General features: G+C 46.5%; 15 protein-coding genes. 11 read left to right on the plus strand and 4 right to left on the minus strand.

Annotation, left to right across the window (positions count from 1 at the left end; all coding sequences use genetic code 11):
- Positions 1-48: 48 nt before the first annotated feature.
- Genes isdE through AC1DOV_RS11090 form a run of 3 tightly spaced genes read left to right on the plus strand, consistent with a single transcriptional unit; the run spans position 49 to position 2,752 of the window.
- Positions 49-996, plus strand: a complete 948-nt coding sequence (isdE, locus tag AC1DOV_RS11080; RefSeq protein ID WP_477511062.1) for a heme ABC transporter substrate-binding protein IsdE — start codon at positions 49-51, stop codon at positions 994-996.
- A 12-nt stretch (positions 997-1,008) separates the two neighbouring features.
- Complete coding sequence (locus tag AC1DOV_RS11085) at positions 1,009-1,992, plus strand: FecCD family ABC transporter permease (protein ID WP_430054374.1); 984 nt, start codon at positions 1,009-1,011, stop codon at positions 1,990-1,992.
- Positions 1,982-2,752, plus strand: a complete 771-nt coding sequence (locus AC1DOV_RS11090; protein WP_477549949.1) for an ABC transporter ATP-binding protein — start codon at positions 1,982-1,984, stop codon at positions 2,750-2,752. The genes AC1DOV_RS11085 and AC1DOV_RS11090 overlap by 11 nt, the downstream gene beginning before the upstream one ends.
- Before the next feature lie 1,088 nt (positions 2,753-3,840).
- Here the strand turns inward: AC1DOV_RS11090 and AC1DOV_RS11095 are convergent.
- Complete coding sequence (locus AC1DOV_RS11095; RefSeq protein ID WP_477549950.1) at positions 3,841-4,677, minus strand: helix-turn-helix transcriptional regulator; 837 nt, start codon at positions 4,675-4,677, stop codon at positions 3,841-3,843.
- 247 nt (positions 4,678-4,924) lie between these two features.
- Between AC1DOV_RS11095 and AC1DOV_RS11100 the strand changes: the two genes are divergently transcribed.
- Complete coding sequence (locus AC1DOV_RS11100) at positions 4,925-5,896, plus strand: Gfo/Idh/MocA family protein (RefSeq protein WP_477550049.1); 972 nt, start codon at positions 4,925-4,927, stop codon at positions 5,894-5,896.
- A gap of 30 nt (positions 5,897-5,926) precedes the next feature.
- Complete coding sequence (locus tag AC1DOV_RS11105) at positions 5,927-6,865, plus strand: aldo/keto reductase (RefSeq protein WP_076270879.1); 939 nt, start codon at positions 5,927-5,929, stop codon at positions 6,863-6,865.
- A 42-nt stretch (positions 6,866-6,907) separates the two neighbouring features.
- Here the strand turns inward: AC1DOV_RS11105 and AC1DOV_RS11110 are convergent, their stop codons facing one another.
- Positions 6,908-7,720: a helix-turn-helix domain-containing protein gene (locus tag AC1DOV_RS11110; protein WP_477549951.1), complete on the minus strand. Its 813-nt coding sequence runs from the start codon at positions 7,718-7,720 to the stop codon at positions 6,908-6,910.
- Between the two features lie 134 nt (positions 7,721-7,854).
- Between AC1DOV_RS11110 and AC1DOV_RS11115 the strand changes: the two genes are divergently transcribed.
- Both AC1DOV_RS11115 and AC1DOV_RS11120 read left to right on the plus strand, forming a co-directional pair.
- On the plus strand, positions 7,855-8,664 hold the full coding sequence (locus AC1DOV_RS11115) for a phytanoyl-CoA dioxygenase family protein (RefSeq protein ID WP_477549952.1): 810 nt from the start codon (positions 7,855-7,857) through the stop codon (positions 8,662-8,664).
- Positions 8,665-8,715: 51 nt separating this feature from the next.
- On the plus strand, positions 8,716-9,531 hold the full coding sequence (locus AC1DOV_RS11120) for a sugar phosphate isomerase/epimerase family protein (protein WP_477549953.1): 816 nt from the start codon (positions 8,716-8,718) through the stop codon (positions 9,529-9,531).
- Positions 9,532-9,588: 57 nt separating this feature from the next.
- On the opposite strand, the gene AC1DOV_RS11125 is transcribed toward AC1DOV_RS11120, so the two are convergent.
- Together AC1DOV_RS11125 and AC1DOV_RS11130 are read right to left on the minus strand one after the other, a co-directional pair.
- On the minus strand, positions 9,589-11,241 hold the full coding sequence (locus tag AC1DOV_RS11125; RefSeq protein WP_477549954.1) for a hypothetical protein: 1,653 nt from the start codon (positions 11,239-11,241) through the stop codon (positions 9,589-9,591).
- Between the two features lie 23 nt (positions 11,242-11,264).
- A complete protein-coding gene (locus AC1DOV_RS11130) occupies positions 11,265-17,972 on the minus strand; it encodes a DUF7507 domain-containing protein (RefSeq protein WP_477549955.1) in 6,708 nt (2,235 codons plus the stop codon).
- Between the two features lie 215 nt (positions 17,973-18,187).
- Between AC1DOV_RS11130 and AC1DOV_RS11135 the strand changes: the two genes are divergently transcribed.
- The 4 genes from AC1DOV_RS11135 to AC1DOV_RS11150 all read left to right on the plus strand — a co-directional run bounded on the left by AC1DOV_RS11135 (position 18,188) and on the right by AC1DOV_RS11150 (position 23,850).
- The gene (locus tag AC1DOV_RS11135) at positions 18,188-19,531 is read left to right on the plus strand and encodes a glycoside hydrolase family 30 protein (protein ID WP_477549956.1); all 1,344 of its coding nucleotides are present in this window, start codon (positions 18,188-18,190) and stop codon (positions 19,529-19,531) included.
- A gap of 89 nt (positions 19,532-19,620) precedes the next feature.
- The gene (locus AC1DOV_RS11140) at positions 19,621-21,399 is read left to right on the plus strand and encodes a sensor histidine kinase (protein WP_477549957.1); all 1,779 of its coding nucleotides are present in this window, start codon (positions 19,621-19,623) and stop codon (positions 21,397-21,399) included.
- A complete protein-coding gene (locus tag AC1DOV_RS11145) occupies positions 21,392-22,453 on the plus strand; it encodes a response regulator transcription factor (RefSeq protein WP_477549958.1) in 1,062 nt (353 codons plus the stop codon). The genes AC1DOV_RS11140 and AC1DOV_RS11145 overlap by 8 nt, the downstream gene beginning before the upstream one ends.
- Positions 22,454-22,554: 101 nt before the next feature.
- Positions 22,555-23,850 carry an ABC transporter substrate-binding protein gene (locus AC1DOV_RS11150; RefSeq protein WP_477549959.1) on the plus strand — a complete coding sequence of 432 codons (1,296 nt, stop codon included), beginning with the start codon at positions 22,555-22,557 and terminating at the stop codon, positions 23,848-23,850.
- Positions 23,851-23,993 lie beyond the last annotated feature (143 nt).

Raw genomic sequence — 23,993 nt, forward strand, 5'->3', positions numbered from 1 at the left:
GATTAGCGGGTGTCCTCTGTGCTGTTTTTTTAAGGAGGTAAGAATGAAATGCGCTATCGATTTATGAAGGGGTTATCTCTGCTGTTACTTGCTGCGATGATGGCAGGCTGCGGAACGATTGGAGCGGGAAGCGGCTCGACAGCAGCGCCAACTGCTGCGCCGTCTACAAACTCTTTGGCAAAAGTAGCGGCTTCGGGCTCTGTATCCGAGGAGTCTAGCCAACGCATCGTGTCAACAACCGTAGCGATTACACAAATTATGGATGCGCTTGAGCTTGATTTAGTTGGTATACCGAAAAGTGTGAAAACGCTACCGGAGCGTTACACCAATATTACTAAAGTCGGAAATCCAATGAGTCCTGATATGGAAATGGTTAAATCCCTGAAGCCGACGGAGGTGCTGTCTGTCTCGACGCTGCAATATGAGCTGGAGCCTGTATTTGAGAGTGCAGGGTTAAAGGCTGATTTTCTGAATTTAACGAGTATCTCTAGCATGCAAGCTGAAATTACAGCGCTCGGAGAACGGTATGGGCGGGAAACTCAGGCTGCTGCAATCGTAAATGAACAGCAGGAAATGCTGGCTGCCATCACTCGGAATACAGAAGGAAGAGAAAAACCGACTGTGCTGATCCTGCTTGGTGTGCCCGGCAGTTATTTGGTTGCGACGGAGCACTCTTACATTGGAGATCTTGTTCGTTTGCTTGGGGGATTAAATATCGTGCAGGGCGAGCAGGTTGAATTTTTGGCTTCCAATACGGAATATTTGCAGAAGGCGAATCCGGATGTCATTTTGCGAGCAGCGCATGGCATGCCGGCTGAGGTAGTGAAAATGTTCGATGAAGAATTCAAAAAAAATGATATCTGGAAGCATTTTGAAGCGGTAAAGACGAGGCGTGTATATGATCTGGAAGAAACTTTATTTGGCACGACGGGCAATTTGGCTGTTGTCAAAGCACTAACCGCGCTCGCTCCAATGCTTTATCAGGATTATAAATAAGGATGTTTTTTCATGCCAAAAACAATATTCAGCTTCATCGCAATTACGCTGCTCCTTTTGGCAACCATCGTATACTCCATGACAACTGGAAGCATCAGCGTAGGATTTGTTGAACTCATGAAAGGGTTGCTTGGCTCGCCAAGTGAACAGGTGGAGGTTGTTCGCGACCTGCGGCTACCGCGTATAATCGTTGCTTTACTGACAGGGGCTGCGCTAGCCGTGTCTGGTGTACTGCTGCAAGCCGTAATGCGCAATCCGCTGGCGGACGCAGGTGTTATCGGCATTTCATCAGGAGCAGGCTTGGTTTCTTTGCTGCTCGTAACAATATTCCCGACATTGTTTTTTTGGATGCCGCTGTTTTCATTTGTTGGAGGAGCAATAGCTTGTCTATTGGTCTATTCGCTTTCGTGGCGCTCTGGACTCAGTCCGCTTCGGCTTATTCTGGTCGGTGTTGCAGTTAATGCTACATTTACAGGTTTGGGGCAGTCTTTTAATTATCGCGGCAGCTATGCGGTAACTAGCGTGAATCAAGCGATTTCCTCTATTTTTACAATGAAAACCTGGGATGATGTACATATGTTGGCGCTGTATGGCGGTGTAGGCTTGTTACTCTCGATGCTGCTTGGCTCATGGTGCAATACGCTTGTTTTGCAAGATCGAACCGCTCAAAATCTTGGTTTGTCTGTTATGAAAGTAAGGCTGCTCGTTTCGGTTGTTGCCGTGCTTTTGGCTTCTGTTGCAACAGCTATTGGCGGGTTAATCGTGTTTGTCGGCTTGCTCGTCCCACATATCGCGAGGCTGCTCATTGGCTCAGACCATAAAGTTCTGCTGCCTTTCTCTGCGATTGGCGGAGCATGGCTCATTTTGACTGCGGATACGCTTGGCCGTACTCTTTTAGCCCCGACAGAAATTCCAGCTTCGATTGTCATGACAGTTATCGGCGGTCCTTTTCTCATCTTTTTGCTGCGAAGGAGCGAACGCGTCCATGGACATTAATGAAATAAGATTTTCATATGACAAAAAAACTTTCCATTTGAACGGAATAACCAGCCGTATTGCGGAAGGTCGGATTACGACGATCATCGGTCCAAATGGCTGCGGCAAGTCAACTCTGCTTGGTGTAATGGCGAAAAATCTTCGGCCAAGCGAAGGTGAGGTGCTGCTGAATGGGAAGAAGCTCGCGCAATTTAAGCCGAAGGAGCTTGGCAAGAAGCTGGCCGTGGTGCATCAGCAGCAGGAAGCACCTGCAGATTTGACTGTAGAGAAATTGGTTCGCTTCGGCAGATTGCCGCATCGGGGGCGGTGGGGACAAGAGAGCGAATTAGATGATGAAGCCGTGAATTGGGCGCTCAACTGCACGAATCTGCTGAACAAGCGAAAGCAAAGTCTAGCTCATTTATCTGGCGGCGAACGACAGAGAGCTTGGATCGCAATGGCGCTGGCACAGCAAACCTCGCTGTTATTTTTGGATGAGCCAACGACGTATTTGGATATCTATCATCAAATCGAAATATTAGAGTTAGTAAAGACGCTGAACCGCAAGCATGGAATTACGATAGTAATGGTTCTGCATGATATGAATCAGGCCATTCGATACAGCGACCATATTATTGTAATGAAATTAGGATGCATCGTAGGAGAAGGTGCGCCTGAGACAGTCGTGACAGCGGAAACGATTAAGCAAACGTATGGCGTTGATGTTGTGATGAAAAATGATGGAGATACCGGACTGTATATGGTTCCATTAGGAATTTAAGCGTGTGTATAGTACTTCTTATTTTCATGAAAGAGAGCATTAAGCGCATATGTGTTCTTACAGAGCAAAAAGTAACATTCATAAGTGTCTGTAAGAACCAATAGGTTCTTACAGAGCCCAAGTGAAGGGTGGTTGCCCGCGAAAGAGAGCATTAAGTGCATATGTGTTCTTACAGAGCAAAAAGTAACATTCATAAGTGTCTGTAAGAACCAATAGGTTCTTACAGAGCTCGAGAGCAGCCGGGTTACTCACAAAAGAGAGCATTAAGCGCATATGTGTTCTTACAGAGCAAAAAGTAACATTCATAAGTGTCTGTAAGAACCAATAGTTTCTTACAGAGCTCGAGTGAAGGGTGGTTACTCACAAAAGAGAGCATTAAGCGCATATGTGTTCTTACAGAGCAAAAAGTAACATTCATAATGTCTGTAAGAACCAATAGGTTCTTACAGAGCATGGGTGCAGCCGGGTTACTCACAAAAGAGTGCATTAAGCGCATATGTGTTCTTACAGAGCAAAAAGTAACAATTATAAGTGTCTGTAAGAACCAATAGGTTCTTACAGAGCCCAAGTGAAGGGTGGTTGCCCGCGAAAGAGAGCATTAAGCGCATATATGTTCTTACAGAGCAAAAAGTAACATTCATAAGTGTCTGTAAGAACCAATAGGTTCTTACAGAGCTAGAGTGCAGCTGGGTTACCCGCGAAAGAGAGCATTAAGCGCATATGTGTTCTTACATAGCAAAAAGTAACATTCATAAGTGTCTGTAAGAACCAATAGGTTCTTACAGAGCTCGAGAGCAGGGTGGTTGCTCGCGAAAGAGAGCATTAAGCGCATATATGTTCTTACAGAGCAAAAAGTAACATTCATAATGTCTGTAAGAACCAATAGGTTCTTACAGAGCCCAAGTGAAGGGTGGTTACTCACAAAAGAGTGCATTAAGCGCATATGTGTTCTTACAGAGCAAAAAGTAACATTCATAATGTCTGTAAGAACCAATAGGTTCTTACAGAGCTCGAGTGCAGCCGGGTTACTCACAAAAGAGTGCATTAAGCGCATATGTGTTCTTACAGAGCAAAAAGTAACATTCGTATTACACCCCGTATAGCTGACGATATACCGTAGGCGTCATCCCCTCATGAGCCATAAATCTTTTGTTGAAGTAGCTGACGCTAGGATAGCCGGCATCACTAGCAATTTGTCCGATATTAACATCCTTGCGCTCCAGAAGCCATTGCTTCGCCATTTGAAGCCGGCAGCGTGTAATAAAGTCCATCGGTGTCATCTCCATCACATTTCGGAACAATTTGCAAAAATAGTAGGGGCTAACTCCTGCTTTTTCAGCCCATTGCTCGAGTATGAACGGCTCAGCCGCTTCCTGCTGCATTAAAGGGAGCAGCTTTAAGATGCGGTTGCCGGACGTACTAGCTTTGCTGCCGGATATCGGCACAGCTTGCTCGATGAACACGGCGAGTATGGCATACATGAGAGCAGAAAGCTTGGTCGGATGCAGCATGCGAGACTTTTCTGCCTCGACCAGCAAATCCTCATGCACCTGTTCCCAAGCGGTTGGCTGACGGATTGTCCAGAGCTGGCTTTTGTGAAAACCTCGTTCGATCATATAGTCCTGAAGCCCACTCCCATAAAAATGAACCCATCTTATATCCCACGGATCATCCTTGCTGCTGTAGTAATGCTGTCTTTGCAAGGGGAAATACAGAACAGCTTCACCAGCCTCGAGGGTGTGCACCTCACCATCCCATTCCACATAACCTTTTCCAGAAACGACGTAATGAATATTAAAGTTATTGAGCGCTTCCGCCATACGAAGCGTGTAATGGTCAGGCTCATTCCAGTAATTCCCGACGGATTCAGGTAAACAGAAAAAAGGATTATTTGGCAGCGTAAGCAGATGTATTTGTCTTTGCATGTTGCTCACCTCAATGACAATATTGTTTTAACTTATAACAAAATAATATCATTTTATTTTTTGGTTATCTACTTTAAACTAGAGGCAAGCACAATGAAATCGTTTGATACTAATTTGTACCTCACGATTTAGGTGCAGCGCTCTGAACTGATGGTGTAGCTAGTTTCAGCTTGTAATCGCAATATAATAATAAAATAATGGTTGAGGTGACGATGGAGTGACGACGAAGAAACTAAAATGGGGCATCATGGGCTGCGCTGGAATTGCCAAAGGCGCAGTAATACCTGGCCTTCATCTTTCGGAATTAAATGAGGTAGCGGCTATTGCTAGCCGTGACGTGGACAAGGCAAAGAAGACGGCAGAAGAGCTGAATATCCCGACTGCTTACGGCAGTTATGAAGAATTGCTTGCGGATGCTTCTATTGACGTTATATACATTCCACTCCCAAATCATTTGCATAGAGAGTGGACGATCCGGGCTGCTGAAGCAGGGAAACATATTTTGTGCGAGAAGCCGCTTGCTTTGACTGCACAAGAAGCAGCTGAAATGTCTGAAGCTGCTGCGAAAGCAGGCGTGTTATTGTCCGAAGCTTTTATGTACCGCTATCACCCTCGATACGACATGATCAAGAAAGTGATCGCAGACGGGGAAATTGGCGACATTCGCGGCATTCGCAGCGCGTTCACCTTCAACAATGCAGGACATAAAGAAAACGTGAGATACCGCAAGGAGTGGGGAGGCGGCTCGATTTACGATGTAGGCTGTTATCCAATTAATGCTGCTCGCTTGCTGCTTGGCAAAGAACCTGAAGCCGTCACCGTTCAGGCTTTGTTCTCACCAGAGCATGATCATGTCGATATGATGGCCTCTGGATTAATCGAGTTTGAAGGTGCGGTTTCACTGACGTTTGATTGCGGCATGTGGGCAGCATTCCGCAACCCGCTTGAGGTGCTAGGTACAGAGGGTATTATCGAAGTGCCTTCCGCATTTGTGACTGGCGCGCCGGGCAGCGGCAATTTCTTCGTCGATGCAAAAGGAGAGCGCCGTGAAGTTGAGGTGCCGCATGTAAACGCCTACACTTTGCAGGCCGATCATATGGCAAATGCCATTAACGGTGTATCAGAGCTTCAGTTCGGCAGCGCTGATGGGGTTAACAACATGAAAGTAATCGATGCTTGCCTGCTTTCTGCTCAAGAGCATACACGAATTAAAATATAACGAACCCATAATTAAGGAGGTAAAACAACGATGGAATATATTCAAATTGAAGGTTCACCCAAGCAGGTATCTCGCTTAATGAAGGGGTCGGATTATTTCTATAATGATTCCTACGAGAAAGCAGCAACTAATCTGGACGCTTTTCTAGCAATTGGAGGCAATTCAATTGACACAGCCCATATTTATTGCGGCGGGGAAAGCGAGGAAGTGATTGGCCGCTACATGCAGGAACGCGGCAATCGGGAGCAATTGGTTATTTTGACCAAGGGCGCACATCATGATCATACGGGTTCGCGTGTGAGCAAAGAGGCCATTGCTCATGATTTGGAGATTAGCTTGAAGCGTCTTCAAACCGACTATATCGACCTTTATGCACTGCATCGGGATGATCCGGCAGTACCAGCAGCAGAGGTTATCGATATTCTTAATGAGCATGTGAAAGCGGGAACTGTTCGAGCGATTGGCGTATCAAACTGGACATGGCAGCGTATTAAGGAAGCGAATGAATACGCAGCTGCAAATGGACTTGTCGGTTTTTCATTCAGCAGTCCGAACCTTAGCCTTGCGAAAGCTAATGAACCGTTCTGGCATGGCTGCGTCTCTGCTGATGAGGAAACCTGCGCATGGCATGAGGAAGAGCAATTCCCGCTGCTTTCGTGGTCATCGCAGGCAAGAGGATTTTTCACAGGTAGATTTACTCCCGAAGTGAGAGATAATGAGGATCTTGTACGTGTGTTCTATAGCGATGAGAATTGGGAGCGTCTGGCACGTGCAAAGCAGCTGGCAGCTGAGAAAAACGTTACTGCTATCCAGATCGCGCTAGCGTACGTGCTAAACCAACCGTTTCCGACCTGTGCCTTGATTGGCGCGCAATCAGCGGAAGAGCTTCATTCCTGTGATGCAGGGTCGCTTATTACGCTCACCAAGGAAGAGATGGATTGGCTTGATTTAGCCGTACAAAAGGTTTAATCATCACTTCCTAATTAAATAGATGAAACCCTAAGGACAAAGCTACTCGTTATGAGCGACTTTGTCCTTTTTGTATGTTCGTGGGCTTACGCCATAACTTTTGCGAAACAATGCAGCAAAATGATTGTAATTGTTAAAGCCGACATCAAGCGCAGCTTCGGTTGCCGAACGGCCCATATGCTCCATGAGAAGAGCCGCTTGCTGAAGCCGCAGATGATTCAGATGCTCGACCACGCTCGTTCCAGTCTCCTGCTTGAATAGATGGGATAGCCGCGAGAGAGATAAACCAACCGACCGAGCCAACACTTCAATGCGTATCGGCTGCTCCATATGCTGTGATAAATACTGCAGGGCAAGCTCGATGCGAGGATCCAGTCGTTTATCTAGCTGCTGTGCTGTGAGCAATATCACTTGGCGCAGTGCATTCTCGCATAACATTTGCCAGAAGCTTGCCCGCTCTCTCGAATCACTCAATATATGATCGAAGGTGAGTTGTACTCTACTTCTCATATTGCCGTCTGGAATCGTGATGACGATGCTTTCATCCTTTGGCAAATAGTCGATTTCAGGTAGTTTCTGAAAATGTGCCCAATAAAAGTGCCAGCTGCTTCCCGCAATCGTGCCATACTCGTGAGGAATGCCAGCGCGCAGCAGCCCGATTTGTCCCTTGCGGCAGCGCCTCTCTCCAGCGGGTGTGCGTAAATATCCTTCACCCTCTAAGGTATAAAAGATAAGCCAATCACTTATTCCGTTTGGCCTGCGATAACGATAGGAGTCGGATTCATCAAATAGACCACTTAGAAACACACCGCCATGTGCTTCTGTTTCAGCTTCTTTTCTATGATTTGGAAGCATGCCAAACTCCTCCTTCATTTTCAAAATAGCATAATACAAGTAGTTTTCAGCAGTAATCATTCTTCCTTAAAAATAGCGAAACCACTATGATTATGTCAAGAACAATGATTAATTCAGTGAAGGAGCGTTATGCGATGACAGAAGCATTGATTGCACTAACAGAAGAGCAGGTTAATCAATTTCGTACTGAGGGCTACATTGTGATAAAAGGTCTTTTCTCTAAGGAAGACATTCGCACGATAGAGGATACTTTCGAGGAAATGAGTCATAAAGCAGTGCCGGGTTATTTTGAGCCAGATCTGACAGGAGAGACAGATGATCCGTTAAAGCGTTATCCGCGGGTCATGCATCCGCATCGCTTTAATGAGACGTCCAAAAAATATTTGCTCCATAAGCCGGTCATGGACGTATTAGCCGATCTTTATGGCGAAGAAGCGCTAGCAGCCCAAAGCATGTTTTATTACAAGCCGCCAGGCTCACGCGGTCAAGCGCTGCATCAAGACAATTTTTATTTGCAGGTGGAGCCAGGCAATTGTATCGCAGCTTGGACGGCGATCGATGCGGCAAATGAGGAGAACGGCAGCTTGCTTGTCGTTCCGAAGACGAGCGAGCATGAAATTAGCTGTCCTGAAATTGCGGATTCAACGGAATCGTTCACTTCCCATTTCGTTAAGCCGCCTAAGGATCACAAGGCGATGCCGGTAATTATGGATAAAGGCGACGTGCTATTTTTCAATGGGAACTTGATTCATGGATCATATAGAAACAAAACAAAGGATCAATTCCGCAGAGCCTTCATCTGCCATTATGCGAATGCATCAGCAACTCATATTAGCGATCATTATCGCCCTTTGTTTAGACAGGATGGCACTGCCGTTGATTTGGAAATTAATCCGGACGGAGGACCATGCGGAGTTGAATTTGATATGGCCTATCCGCATTAATTAATGATGAAAACAGAAAATAAATTGTTAGTTGAGATGTCCTGGTGGGGTATGAGTGGATTGCAAGGAACAGCGGGGCATGCGCAAGATATGGAAGGGAAATTCAAGCTAATAGCAGAGAATGGTTTCGACGGCATTAACGCCTTTGTGCCGGCACCTGAGGAAAGCAGTTTATGGAAGGAGCTGCTCCATAAATACAACATGTCATTTAGTGTAAATGCATATCCTTCTTCACTAAACGAGATGTCTCAGTTTTTGGAAAAAGCAGCAGCATTCGAAAACATCGGCTATATCAACGCACAGGTGATGACGCCTTTCCTCATTGGCGATTCCGCCATTGAACTGCTATCTGGAATTGATGCACTGTCGAGGCAGGCGGGCATCCCGGTTTATGTAGAGACGCACCGAGGTACGATTACACAGGATCTCATCCGAACACGGCAATATTTGCAGTCGCTGCCGGAACTGAGGCTTACGATTGACTATTCACATTATGTCGTAGCTGGTGAGCTTCATACGATTTCGGATGAGGCGGAGCAGATGCTGCAAAGCTTGCTGCCAAACACGCACAGTATTCATACCCGTATATCAAATGGCGAGCAAATACAGATCGATCCGGGGGAAGCAGGCAATCATTCGATGGTCCCCCATTTCTCCAGATGGTGGGGCAGCGCAATGAGACACTGGCTTAATGGACAAAGAAAAGAGAATGATTCATTCCCTATCGTCGTTGAGCTGGGTCCTCCATCGTATGCGATTACGTCAGATGAGGCTGGTTCTCGGCAAACGGAGATTAGTGACCGCTGGTCGCAGTCCCTTTATTTGAAGCAACTTGTGAGGCAGCTTTGGCAAAAGGAGATCCAATAATTGAAACCCCGATTTGAACCATTATGGTTCAAATCGGGGTTTATTTGTTTCTTTGTTTCACTCGTCATCCCCAATCACAGCAACGACTAATGAATTGGATAGAGCCTCGCCAGTGTTGCTTTGCCCGCTTACCTCATAGGAGAATTTTGCTTTGACATAACCTATAATTTCGTCAGAAACGATTGCGTCAGTAACGATAGCAGAATAAATGATTTCAAGTGTTGCTCCGGGTAGTACATTCCCAAGCTGCCATGTTTGATTGCCGTCATAATCAATGGGGCTTAGTCGAGCTCCATCTACACGGAACGTTTTTGGCAATAAATCCACGCCAAATGGAAACTCGCTTGTAAATGAAACGAAAGCTGGCAAGTTTCCATTATTCATAAGCGTTGAAACGATGGTTATTGTATCGCCATACTCCACAATAGGAGGAGTGATCTTTGCGGTAAGCTGAATGATAGGAGCAGTCACTTCTGTTATTGCAGCATTTGAGATCGCGGAATTGCTAACTACTCTTCCGTCTGAGAGCCGAAAAGTGTAGACAACCGATGCAGTGTTCGTTAATGGTGCAACAGTGGCAAGTTGTAAAGGGATTTGGGCATCAAAGGTTATCATGTTTTGTGATTGCCCGATCAGCGTACCGAGATTAATGCCATCTTCAATAAACACGCCTGGCAACGAATGATTATTCAACTTCAGGCTATTTGGTATAAAGACTGCACCAGCAGGCAAAACGTCATCCATCACGGCATCAACGGCAACATTACTGGCATTCTCAATGTAGATCGAGTAATGCAAGACATCACCTGGGACAGCAACAAGCTGATCTACTTGCTTATTAACGCTGATCTCAGGCTGAATAAGGATAACGGCGACCTCATTTGAATGCGTATAATCCGGCGTGCCGGAAACTTGATAACGAACGATCGCTTTGCTGATAGATATAGAGGCTGCATTCTCCGTCGTTTGCGCGCGATAGGTGATAACGATGGTTGATTGTGGTCTAATAGTGCCGAGCGGGATACCTGCATTCGGATCAGCGCTTGGTGAAATAACAGCATTGATTGTCACGCTGCCGGGCACAAAAAGGATGCCGAGAGGCAGATTGAAGGAAGCGACTGCCTCTCGGAGACTAAGGTTGCCGTCATTAACAATCGTAAGTTCATAGGTTACATGCTCTGAGACGAAGGTTTGTTCGGTGCTTGCGCTAAGTCGAGCAGATAGCGATACCGCATTAACAGGTGTAACGAGCGTGTTAGAGTTGGTAATACTCGTGACAATTCGCCCTTCTGCTGTTCGAAATTCGGCATCTGCCTGCGCTTGGTTAACTAGCTGAAGGCTGCTTGGAATGGAAACGACAATGAGTTGAAATATGATTTGAGCTTGCGTTTGCGGCATCATATTTCCAATTGCAATACCGTTGCTTGGGTTAGCGCCAGGCATGGGTGTTCCGTTCAATATTACGCTGTTCGCGACAAATGAAGTTCCTTCCGGCAGCTTGTCGGTAAGTGTGACGCTGCCGGCTGTGTTTCCCGTGTTCGTTGCCGTGATATTGTAGGTTATCGTACTGCCAAGAGTAACCTCGCTTTCATAGGCTTTTTTCTCGAGTACGATACGAGTCCCTATTAAAGCGGTATTGACCGTGTTGGAGTAGGTCACCAGCTCTGCGCTTCCTGAGGCAAACTGAACAAGCGATTGATTTTGAACCATTGGATTACCGCCAGGAAGCGGGCTCATAGTGTAACAACCAGCACATTGAATGTAACGGTTGAGCTGCCTCCAGCAGCAATGGTGCCAATGGTAATGCCATTATTAGGATTAGCTGTTGGCCGCGGTGAACCATCTACAGTGACACTGCCCGTCGTAAACGTTGTTCCTGCTGGGGTAGGGTCGATGAGTATGACGTTATTGACGGATTCAATGCCATTGTTGGACACCGTTATGGTATAGGTAATGGTATCGCCTACAACAGCATCAATGGATGATGCGCTCTTCACGACAGACACATTTGGAGAAGACACAGGAATGGACAATACATTCGATAAAATAGTTCCGGTCAGCACACGGCCATCCGGCGGTACGTAGGAGAAGTTAGCTGTTGCTTGGTTCACGAGCAGCTGCGGTGAAGGAAGTGCATCTACCGTTACCTGCAGTGAAATCAGGATGCTAATGGATGCGCCAGGCGAAACGGTGCCAACGGGAACACCAGTCGCCGGATTAGCGCCAGGCTGCGGAACACCATTGATTAACACACTATTTGGTACAAAGGCGGCGCCAATTGGAATCGTATCAAATACGGAAGCCTGCACGGCAATATTGCCCGTATTCGTGATGGTTAGTGAATAAGTTACTGTGTCTCCGACAGTCGCATTGGCGGTATCGGCAGATTTGCCAAGTGCAAGAATAGGCTGATAAATCGGTGTAACGAGCGTATTGGAAAATGTATTTCCTGAAAAAGCACCCGAAGTAAAGCTTACGGTAGCTCTATTGCTGAGCGTGCCGGAATCTGAAAGTGACGTTATTAGTACGCTGAAATCAACTAACACGGTAACGCTAGGCGCGATCAACCCGACTAAGATGCCAAGGGACGGGTTAGCTGCTGGTCTAGGAACGCCATCAATTAAGACGCTTCCAGCCTGAAAGGATGATCCAGGGGACAAGGGATCGACCACCAGCACATTATTAATATTCTCAATGCCGTTGTTCGTAACTGCAATTCGATAGGTTATCGTGTCGCCTACGACCGCATCGGTAACAGTGGTGCTCTTCACAACGGCAACATTAGGTGCAGATACAGGAATAGACAATGCGTTTGTACTAAATGAGCCGCCTAAGGTGCGGCCATCAGGCAGCAAGAAGCTGTAGGTAGCGGACGCTTGGTTCACAAGCTGCTGATTTTGCGGAAGCGCATTGATGACTACCGAAAAAGTGACACTTGCCGTAGTTGTGATACTGCCAAGCGATATGCCTGCTGCCGGATCTGCACCTGGCACGAGCTGGCCATTAACGATGACGCTGTTCTGGACAAGACTTGTGCCAGCTGGAATCGTATCCGTTAAGGTAACGTCACCGGGATAATTGCCGGTATTTTGAATTGCAATCGTGTAGACAACGGTGTCGCCAATCGTCGCATTGCTGGTGTTTCCACTTTTGGTTCCCGTTAGTATCGGCTGATAGACAGGAATGATCACTGTGTTCGAGAAAGTGACGCCCGAGAATACACCTGATGTAAAGCTGACAGATGAACGATTGCTAAGCTGTCCAGAAGCAGGTAAAGAAATGACGGATACGTTGAAGGATACTACAACGGTATTGCCTTGCACGATCGTCCCTATAGCTACACCGGTTGCGGGGTTGGCCGTTGGTCTTGGAACTCCGTCTACCAATACGCTGCCTGAAACTAAAGCACTTCCGACCGGCAATGGGTCTGTAAAAATAATATTATTTACCGCTGCGATGCCGCTATTGAGAATGTTTATAGAATAGGTGACGATATCGCCAATTGCTACGGCTGTTGAAGTTGTGCTTTTGACAACACTGACATTAGGTGCAGATACAGAAATTAGGACGGTGTTGGAGCTTGCGCTGCCGCTAAGCGGGCGGCCGCTTGGCAGAACAAATGCAAAGTTCGCAAGAGCTTGGTTTGATAGCTGCTGCGGATTCGGCAGGGAATCAATGATGACAGAGAAGGTAACGGACACTGTTGCATTAGGAGCAACAGCACCAATGTTGATGCCTGTTACAGGGTCAGCACCTGGCTGAGGCTGCCCTCCCACTAGGACACTGTTGGGCTCGAAGATTGCACCGAGCGGGATATTGTCAGTCAATGTTACATTCCCAGCATAATTTCCTGTATTGCTGACGTCGATTCGATAGCTAACGGTGTCCCCAAGTGTGGCGTTAATAGAATTTGCACTTTTAACGAGTGAGATTACGGGCTGATAGACAGGGGTATTAACGACGTTGGACATCGTCATGCCCGAGAATACACCGGATGTAAAGGTAATATTTGCTTGGTTTCCGATTTGACCGGAGACTGGAATAGAAGTAACGCTCAACTTGAACGACACGGTTACCGTATTGGAAGAAGGAATTAATCCAAGGGCAATTCCCGATGCAGGCACACCAGGTGCAGGATTGCCATTTATCGTCAAGCTGCCAGCAACGAATGTTGCTCCGTCCGGCACAGGATCCGTAAGTACAACATTATTGATCGATTCAATGCCGCTGTTTGTTACGGCTACTGAATAAGTAATGATGTCTCCAAGCGCGGCATCGACCGTCGTTGTGCTTTTGACGACCGCAACGTTAGGAGCAGAAACGGGAACAGATAATACGTTTGATTGTGTGGAGCCATTCAGAAGCCTGCCATCTGGCGGTGTAAATGTATAAGCTCCTATGGCTTGATTCACAAGTACCTGCGGGTTTGGAAGTATTGTAATTACTGTCGAATAGGTAACGGTTATCGGCACACCAGGCAAAACGCTTCCCACACTAATGCCGGTTACAGGCGATTCTCCAGGATGAGGAACTCCGCCAACGACGACGCTGTTTGGCGCAAACGTTGTTCCAGTCGGAAGTGCATCAGTTAACGTGAGTATTCCCTCAAGATTCCCAGTATTGCTTACAAGTACAGTATAAGTAACGGTGTCTCCAAGCGTAGCATTGCTTGTATTCGCGCTTAATTGCAAAGAAATTTGCGGCTGTGTTACAGGAGTTGTTGTCGTATTAGACGAGGATGAAGCTGAGAATGCACCTGATGTAAAACTAACAGTTGATTGATTCGTTATTTGCGTTGGGACTGCCATCGTTACTCTCACCTCAAAAGTTACGGTAGCCGAACCGCCAGGGGCGAGGGTACCGATTGGGATACCGGTGGATGGAGATGAATCCGCCCGGGGAGTGCCGTTAATGAACACGCTATTGCTAATAAAGGCAATATTATCGGCTAAAGGATCGTTAACTACGACATGGTTTACAGGAGCAATACCGTTGTTGGTTACAATGGAGGTATAGGTAAAGGTATCGCCTACAACGACGGAAGTTGGTGCTGCAGATTTCACTAAAGTTACGTTTGGCAGTGACACAGGTATTGATACGATATTAGAAGCCGATGCACCATTTAATTGACGGCCGTCCGGCAGTGAGTAATTGTAGGGTGCACTTGCTTGGTTGACGAGAAATTGAGGTGAAGGCAGTGTTGCAACCGTCACGACAAAGCTGATTTCTGTCATGCTCCCAGGCAGTACATTTCCGATGGGTATCCCGGTTACAGGATTTAATCCGGGAAAGGGTACGGAATTTATGAGCACGCTGTTTATATCGAAAACAGCGCCGGCTGGGATATTATCCGTTACGTTTACTGTAGCGCCAATATTACCGCTGTTTTGGACTCTTAATGTATAAGTATAAGTGTCGCCTATCGTTGCATTTTGAGTGCTTGCAAACTTAACTATAGAAATGATGGGCTGGTACACCGGAATTTGAATCGTTTCGGATAACGATGATCCTGTAAATGAACCTGATGTATAGCTGATGGCCGCGCGATTAGATATGACAGCGGGATCGGGCAGCGATGTTACCTGTGCCTGAAATACGATAGTAACGCTGGCAGATGGATTAATGGTACCGATAGAAATGCCGACATTCGGGTTTGCAGTTGTTGCGACCCCGTTAATTGTTGCGCTTCCAGCAATGAAAGCTGCGCTGCTGGTCAACGTGTCGGAGATGTTGACATTTGTAACGGGTACGACACTGTTATTCACAGCGATAATGGTAAACGTCAAAATGTCACCTACAGCAGCTGCGGTGGCGTTGACAGCTTTGTTAATTGTGACATTTGGTGCTTGGGCAGTGAGCGTGATCGTATTGGAGCTGCTGCTTCCACTTAAGTTTCTGCCACTAGGCAACTGATAGGTATATAAGCCTGAGGCTTGATTGACTAAAGTTGGCGGCGACGGAAGCGAGCTTAACAAGATCTGAAATGAAACGCTGGATACGCCGGAAGCTGGCAAAGCGCCAAGTGAAATGCCTGTAACGGGACTGCTGCCGGGAAGTGCTGTTCCATTAACGATGACACTGTTTGGCACAAAGGATGAGCCGGTTGGGATATTATCCGTTAAGGTCACTTGGGCAGCAATATTTCCACTGTTTTTTACGCTGAATGAATAGGTTATTGTACCTCCAACAGTAGCGTTCGTAGGCGTACCGTTTTTTGTAATGCTGATGATGGGTTGATATACAGGCGTTGTCACGCTGCCAGACAGTGAGAGACCTGTGAAAACGCCAGAGCTGTAGGATACGGAAGCCTGATTAACCAATGTACCTGAGCTTGGAATAGCAGTCGCGCGAATTGCAAAAGTAACGGTGACAGAGTTGCTTGGCGCAATGGTTCCTAAACTGATGCCGCTCGCTGGATTTGCTGTTGGTTTGGATACGCCAGCTACAATTACGCTTCCAGAGGTGAATTCCGCTCCAACAGGAATGGTGTCTCCCAATGTGACATTGGTGACGGATTCGATGCCGCTGTTCGTGACGACTAAGGAATAGGTTAATGTTTCACCTACAGCGATGTCGGTTAAGTTAGCGCTCTTCGTGACCACAACATTTGGAAGTCTTACAGGAACTGTAACCGTATTTGAAGCTAATGAGCCGGGAAAGATTCTTCCATCAGGTATTTGATACGTATAGGTGGCTGATGCCTGATTCACAAGCTGAGGTGGAGATGGCAAAACATTTACTTGCACTTGAAACGTGATCGTTGACGATCCCCCAGCTGCAATTGTTCCTATGGCTACTCCCGCTGATGGATTCGCACCTGCTACAACGACTCCATTGACACGGAAGCTATTCGGTATAAAAGATGTTCCCGCAGGTATATTGTCCGTCAGGTTGACAATGGCTGCTGAACTGCCGGTATTCGCAACGAGCAGTGTGTAGACTACTTGATTACCAACCGTTGCGTTCTGTGTGTTCGCACTTTTTACAATAGATAAATTAGGGGCATAAACAGGGATAGTGACAGTATTGGATGGAATAACGCCTGTAATAATGGGACCGCCTGCTATGCTTTGAAACGTAAAGGCCGCATTGGCGGTGCTTGAAAGCTGAGCGGTGCTTGGCAAGGAGGTTACAGTAGCTTGATAGGTAACGGTGATGGAGGTTGCCAGGTTTAATGAGCCTAGCGGAGCTCCGGTTCTTATGTCGAATGTCGGTTTCGAGACGCCGCCTACAACGACGCTGCCTGGTACGAACGTAACGCCAGCAGGCAATGTATCGGTTAAGACGATACTGGCTGCGTTTGCTGTCCCTGAGTTGCTGACCGTGACCGTAAAGGTGATGATGTCGCCGATGGTAGGCCCTGTTGCATTCTCGCTTAGCGTTACATTGATAACGGGCGCATTAATATTGACTTGGATGGCATTTGCGTTTAATACATAAGCATCCCCGGAGGTTGTAAGCGACAAAACGGCTGAGCTCTGGTTGTTCGTCAGCCTAGCGGAAATATCAACATTCGTAATATCCCAGCCCTGTCGACCGCCAATGATGTTCGTGCCGGGTGTGCCATTTATTTGATTGCGGTCCCCGAAAGTTCCGGTTGTGTTTAATGCACCGGAATCATTGTTAATTTGTGAAGCGAAAAAATTGTTAGCGAAATTGTTCGTGCCAGATAGAGCTACTAAGCTAGCTGTCGTCGGGCCGAACAACGCCTGATCACCTGTTCGGTTTGCATCACCTTCCTGAGCGCTAAACAACGCCCTGCCGCCTAAGGCTCCTGAGATCGGCGTGGCAAATCCGGTTATTGTCGTATTGACCGCTGCCGAAGTGCTTTGAACCAAAATAGCCCCAACCCGCAGCGACATGTTGCGAAACGGAAGTGAAGGGTTCTGATAAATGACGGCGAGGGTCCAGCCAGCATGGTTAGCAGTTGAATCGCCGGGAATAACAATCGTTCCGACTACGCCGCCTGTTATATAGGTACCCGCACCTGCCGCCAGCACAAGCGAGGTGACATTGGCTGAACGAGTATAGCCAAGTGCGCCTCCTCCCAAATCGAACGTATTGCTTGTTGCTGCATCAGGAGTGATGCTTGAGGTTCCGAGCGGTGCAATGAACGTAACGGGATTGTTAATGGCTGCGGTTAGATTAACGGTTCCATTGACATAAGTGCCGCCCCAAATAAGCTCTGCATAAAGAACAGTGCTTCCAGTGGGGAGAACGAGAGCGGCGGCAGAACTATTTTCCAAATAGTTGCTCGTCGTTCCAAGCGGGTACGTGCCGTACCGAGCTGCTGTATTCGTTGTGCTGAAAGCGCCTATACTATCGGAAGTACCAGGGGTTCCAGCTACTTCTGAGCGGCTGAGACCCAGCGTATTCCCCGTAAATGTAATGGCGCCGGTTGCGTTTAATGTTGATCGGACGACCAGAGGTATCGTATTCACCCCCTTCAAAAGCTAATTTTCTTGTAAATATGAATGTATTGCTTAGTTTATGAGACTTTAGCCACTATTTTGTTTGTCTTCTTAAAATATAGTTTTTGCGCTTTGTTGCGTTGGTTTAATATCGTCCAAGAATAGAGTCTAATTTCGTCCAATTAAACGCTTTCATTTACAAGATATAATGATAAAAACGCTTTCAAAAAGTGAGGTTTGCGGTGATGAGAGAGAAACAGATACAATGGTTTGCAAGCACGGAAACCAAGCGATGGTTCAATAAAACGATAGAGGAAGCCGGTAATGGAAACACTAATCTGACATTCTCAGGTGAGAGCTTTCAACGGTTAGAAGGGTTTGGAGGCTGCTTTAACGAGCTTGGTTATGCTGCTCTGCAGCATCTGCCGGAGGAAGAACGCAGTCAAGTGATGCATGCGCTCTTTCATCCCGAAGGCGAGCATAAATTCAGTATTTGCAGGCTTCCGATTGGCGCTAGCGATTATGCACTGGAATGGTATAGCTTAAACGAAACAGACGGAGACTTAAGTATGGAGCATTTCTCCATTGCCCGTGATCAACAACATTTGATTCCTTATATTAAGGAAGCGCTAAAACTCAATCCTGAATTGAAACTGTTTGCCTCTCCGTGGAGCCCTCCGACCTGGATGAAATTTCCGAAGGCGTACAATTACGGCACACTGCGCTGGGAGAAAGAAATTTTAGAAGCGTATGCGCTCTATTTCGTAAAATTTGTTGAGGCATACAAGGCAGAAGGCATTACGATTCACCAGGTTCATGTTCAAAATGAGGTGGTTGCGGATCAGAAGTTTCCTTCCTACGTATGGACGGGCGAGCAGCTTCGTGAATTTATACGTGATTATTTGGGACCTGCCTTCGAGAGGCACGGACTCGATACAGAAATATGGCTGGGCACAATTAATGCGCCGGAGGCATGGGATGAATGGCTGAAGAAGAAGGCAACTGATTTTGATGCGTATGCCAATACGGTGCTAAGCGACCCTGAAGCTTATAAATATGTGAAGGGCGTAGGCTATCAATGGGCAGGCAAGCATGCTTTGCAGCGTACCGTTCAAAGCTATCCTGAGCTTCGTTATATGCAAACGGAAAATGAATGCGGTGACGGTGAAAACAGTTGGTTCTATGCAAGATATGTGTTTAATCTCTATCATCATTATTTTACGAATGGCGTGAACGCTTATATTTACTGGAACATGGTGCTGGAACCAAAAGGCCGCAGCACATGGGGCTGGGAGCAAAATGCGATGCTGACCGTAGACAAGGAAAAGCAGCTTGCCATTCGTAATCCCGAGTATTATGTGATGAAGCATTTTGCCCACTTCACTTCGCCTGATGATCGAAGAATAGGGCTGAAAGGTCCATGGTCAGGCAATGCAATTGCTTTCGAGAAGCCGGACGGCACACGCATCATCGTCTTAACGAATCCATTCAATGAAAAAAGGGAGCTGCGTTTGTCCATCGGCTCCAAACACCAGCTGCTTGAGCTGGAACCCGAATCCTTTCATACAATTGTCATTCCATGTGGATGATGAAAGCATATAAACTAACGCCAGCAATCGATGGGGCGTTAGTTTTTTGCACACAATAGCTAGAAGAGAAGCGGGAGGCGAGAGAGCAAATGTTGGCCAAGCTAATCCGTTTACTGACAGAACCCTTCCGTCGTAGTATTCGGAATAAATTGATTTTTACGATGATTTTTTTATCCGTCATTCCGATTATAGCGGTTACTGCCTTAGCAGCCGAAAACAACCGAAAGTCGATGGAAGCGGAAGTAATCGGAACGAATTTATCCAATATGAAGTGGACTGGCGTCTACTTGGGCGAGCAGTTCTCGCAATTGAACAATCTCGTATATTCCGTACTCATCAGCCCTCATCTTAGTGATTATTTGGCAAGCACAGAGGGTTCACTGCTCATTAACCAATTTGCCGCTCAAAAAAATATTATGGATACACTGAGCAATTTGTTTTATTCCGCAGGAAATCATGTCATCGGCGTCGAGCTGTTTTTGAAAGAGCCGCGAAAATTGTTTACCATAAGCGGAAATCAATATGATTTGGAAACTTCGCCTGCTATCCCTTCTCCTTATAAGCAGCTATTTGAGGAAAATAAAGATTTTCTTATTCAATCCAATAATGGGGATGAAGGTCACTTTCAATTGATTCGGAGCATTAACCGTTTTGAGAATCGGGAGAAGCTAGGCGGTATCTCGCTTAAAATTCGCTGGTCGATGCTTGATCAGACGCTTGATTTGATAGGCCGCGGCAAGGATCATCAGGTTCTGATCGCGAGCGAAGATGGAAATGTGCTTTATCAACGTTTCGGAGAGCGCCCCTCGGATAACATTATGCTGCGGATCAAGGAAACAACAGCGGATCAAGGTTATTTCCGCATGTCGAAGGCGTACGTCTTCTATAACACGATTGATCCCGTAGGCTTGAGGCTGATTACGATTATCCCGACCAGCTTTATTAATAAGAGCGCGCAATCGACGATGCGATTTGGCCTTATCGTAGGCGCAATTTCTATCGTGCTGTCGATTGTGATTGCTATTTTGTTAGCTTGGCGGACGGCTACGCCAATTGTTACGCTCGCAAGATCGATGCAGGGCCTTGGCATCATCAAGGAAACGGAGCTGCCTCAAAGCAACCGCGTAGATGAGATCGGCTTGCTTGAAACGAAGCTTTACAACATGTCATACCGCATTAGAGAGCATATTAAAACGGAATACAGCATCAATCTGGAGAAAAAAACCGCCGAGCTTAAAGCGCTCCAAGCGCAAATCAATCCGCATTTTTTGCAAAATACACTTCAAATGATCGGCAGTATGCTCTTTACGAAAAAACCTGCGGAGAGCTACGAAATCATTCGATCGCTTAGCGATATGTTTCGATATGTCATTCGCGATCCGAACGATCTCGCCTACTTAAAAGCAGAAATCGATCATCTAAACAATTATATGCTTATCCAGAAGCAGCGTTTTTACTCCAAGCTTACCTATCACACGGAAATGGACGAGTCTATGATGCTTTCTCCCATTCCGAAGCTGACGCTTCAGCCGATTGTTGAAAATGCTTTTTTCCATGGACTAGAAAATAAATCAGGTCATTGGGAGCTTAGCGTGAGCGTTGTGCGTGAGCATGATAAAGTTCGAATTCGAATCCGTGACAATGGCGTCGGCATACGCGAGGATAAGCTTGCCGACCTGCAAAAGCGGCTTCACCAACATAGCGGACAGGTTTGGACGCACGGCAATCGTATCGGCATTCAAAATGTAGCGTCCCGCATACAAATGCATTTTGGCCCAGACTATGGGATTACGATTGAAAGCGAGTTAGGAGCGGGAACGACGGTCACCGTCTCTATTCCAATAGCAGGGGGAGATCAGCATGCTTAAAGTATTCATTGTGGATGATGAGAGCTGGGCAAGAGACATCATAAAAGCGTTCGGAGAATGGGAGTGCCTCGGCATGGAAATTGTAGGAGAAGCAGAGGACGGTACGGAAGCGCTTCGAATGATGGAGGTTTTGCAGCCTCATATTGTCATTACTGACATGCGGATGCCCGGAACAGATGGCGCTGCGCTGCTGCAGCAGCTTAATGATCAATTTCCAGCAATCAAGACAATTGTCGTCAGTGGGTATGATGATTTTCAATATGCCAAACATGCGCTTCGCTTCAAGGCGATGGATTATCTGCTTAAGCCAGTTGATCCGAAAGAGCTTAATACGGCGCTGCAAAATTGCAAAAGCGGGCTTGAAGCTGCTCAAATGGAGCGTGGAACATTATCACTTGATCTTGATATTTCGTATACATTGGCATCGTATAAGAAGCTTTTAAAGCTGCGTTTCAATGAGCTGAATACAGATGGCGTTAAGACAACACTAGATCAAATGATGAAGGAGCTTGAACAGAGCGGTATTACGAAAGCGGTCATGCTGGAGCAGGTCGTACAAGAGCTGCTACTGCTGCTTAAGGAATTAATGAATGCTAATTCACAAGACAGCGACTCGCTGCATGCGCCGTATGGGCATGAGATCACCCAGTCAGGCGAGAATACAGCTGCTTTTCTTACCCATCATTATGTGACTACACTAGAGCAGCTTATTCAGCAGCGGAAGTTCAAAAACAAATTGAATCTGGATGAAGTCAGGCTGTATATGGAGAAACATTATACGGAGCCGGTTACGCTGGAGCAGCTCGCTAGAGCTTTTTTTGTGAGCAAGGAATATTTGAGCAAAGTGTTCAAGCAGGAATATGGACGCAATGTCACGGATTATATGCTGCACCTGCGCATGGTGAAGGCGAAAGAGTGGCTGATGGATGAGAGCATTCCCATTAAAGCGATTGCGGAAATGGCGGGCTACGAGGATATCACCTATTTTTATCGTGTGTTCAAGAAGCATTTTGGCATCGCGCCAGGTGAGATGAGGAAGAGCAGCGAGGTTTAAAAATGTCCAACGAAAGAGTCTAATTCTGTCCAATTAAACGCTTTCATTTTTTAGATACAATGAAAGCGTAAACAAAACAAGCTTCTGGGAGGTCAAATGAGATGAAAAAAATAGTTAAAGGCTTACTCGTTACGATGCTCGCGACAACACTGTTAGCTGGCTGCGGCAGCAATACAAATAATGCTGGCAGCACAGATGGGGCAGCAAGCGGCGGCGGTGAAGCTAAGAGCGTAAAGCTGAAAATGTTCATTGCTCAGCCTCGTTTTAAAGAGCATTACGATAAATATATTGCTGACTTCGTAGCGAAAGAAAAAGCAGAGAAAAACATCGACGTGTCGGTACAGCTCGAAATGCCGACAGCCGATAATGCGGCGCAAATTTTGAAGACGCGCCTTGCATCCAATGATGCACCTGATATTTTCGCGCTTCATGCCATTAACGAAATTCCTTCTTACTACAAAGCAGGTTACTTAGAGGATTTATCCGATCAGCCTTTTGTCGGCAAGCTGCTGGAGAGCGTTAAACCTTCGGTTACAACGACAGATGGTAAAGTCGTAGCCGTTCCGCTGGAAACATTGTCATGGGGCTACTTGTACAACAAAAAGATCTTTACGGATCTCGGCATTACGCCTCCAAAAACGTTGACAGAAATGAAAGCGGTTGTCGAGAAGCTTAAAGCGAATAAGGTAACGCCTTTTGTGCTTTCATATAAGGAAGCTTGGATTCCACAGCTCGTGCTGCCGCTTGCTGCAGGCGCACTTATCAATACGGAGGACGCTGACTTCATCGAACGGATGAATAAGGATGAAGGCTCCTTCACAGAGCTAAAAGCAATGTTCGACATCTTTGATCTTATCAATGCGAACGGAACGGAAAAAGCGACAGAAGTGGGCGGCGATGATGGCGCAGCAGCGTTTGCGGCAGGCAAAGGCGCAATGTGGCTGCAAGGGCCGTGGTATGCAGAAACGATTCTTAAATCCAATCCGGATCTTGATTTTGGTGTAGCACCGCTGCCAATCAATGACAATCCAGATGCGACACTTATTAACCTTAGCGCTTCGACTTCTCTAGCTGTTTCTAAGAGCACAAAGAACAAGGAAGTCGCGCTGGATTTCATCAACTATATTCTGGATGACACGGCTTCAAATGCTTTCTTCCAAGCGCTTAAATTCAACCCAATCTCCACCGTGCATACGTATGAGAGCTATCCATGGGTAAATGATGCAACAGCTTATGTGAAAGAAGGCAAATCTTATCAAGACCCAGCTATTCCTCAATCCGTGAAGGATGAAGTGGGCAAAGGGCTGCAAGCGTATTATGCCGGTCAATTATCGCAGGATGATGTACTCAAAGCACTCGATAAAGCTTGGAAATCGTACAACAAGGTAAATAAATAAACCACACATGCTCGGGATGAAGGGGAGACAAGGAGATTCTGCTTCGCTTCATCCCGATTTTAAAAAATAAGAAAGTATATCTTTTTCTCATACTTATCTTATATTTCACCGTCAAAGCTACTCAGCGTCTAAAGGACGCCGAA

Source organism: Paenibacillus sp. 01T47 (assembly GCF_056398245.1).

Coding starts and splice junctions, on each gene's coding strand:
- isdE (WP_477511062.1), top strand. CDS start 49: ATGCGCTATCGATTTATGAAGGGGTTATCTCTGCTGTTACTTGCTGCG.
- AC1DOV_RS11085 (WP_430054374.1), top strand. CDS start 1,009: ATGCCAAAAACAATATTCAGCTTCATCGCAATTACGCTGCTCCTTTTG.
- AC1DOV_RS11090 (WP_477549949.1), top strand. CDS start 1,982: ATGGACATTAATGAAATAAGATTTTCATATGACAAAAAAACTTTCCAT.
- AC1DOV_RS11095 (WP_477549950.1), bottom strand. CDS start 4,677: ATGCAAAGACAAATACATCTGCTTACGCTGCCAAATAATCCTTTTTTC.
- AC1DOV_RS11100 (WP_477550049.1), top strand. CDS start 4,925: ATGGGCTGCGCTGGAATTGCCAAAGGCGCAGTAATACCTGGCCTTCAT.
- AC1DOV_RS11105 (WP_076270879.1), top strand. CDS start 5,927: ATGGAATATATTCAAATTGAAGGTTCACCCAAGCAGGTATCTCGCTTA.
- AC1DOV_RS11110 (WP_477549951.1), bottom strand. CDS start 7,720: ATGCTTCCAAATCATAGAAAAGAAGCTGAAACAGAAGCACATGGCGGT.
- AC1DOV_RS11115 (WP_477549952.1), top strand. CDS start 7,855: ATGACAGAAGCATTGATTGCACTAACAGAAGAGCAGGTTAATCAATTT.
- AC1DOV_RS11120 (WP_477549953.1), top strand. CDS start 8,716: ATGAGTGGATTGCAAGGAACAGCGGGGCATGCGCAAGATATGGAAGGG.
- AC1DOV_RS11125 (WP_477549954.1), bottom strand. CDS start 11,241: ATGGTTCAAAATCAATCGCTTGTTCAGTTTGCCTCAGGAAGCGCAGAG.
- AC1DOV_RS11135 (WP_477549956.1), top strand. CDS start 18,188: ATGAGAGAGAAACAGATACAATGGTTTGCAAGCACGGAAACCAAGCGA.
- AC1DOV_RS11140 (WP_477549957.1), top strand. CDS start 19,621: ATGTTGGCCAAGCTAATCCGTTTACTGACAGAACCCTTCCGTCGTAGT.
- AC1DOV_RS11145 (WP_477549958.1), top strand. CDS start 21,392: ATGCTTAAAGTATTCATTGTGGATGATGAGAGCTGGGCAAGAGACATC.
- AC1DOV_RS11150 (WP_477549959.1), top strand. CDS start 22,555: ATGAAAAAAATAGTTAAAGGCTTACTCGTTACGATGCTCGCGACAACA.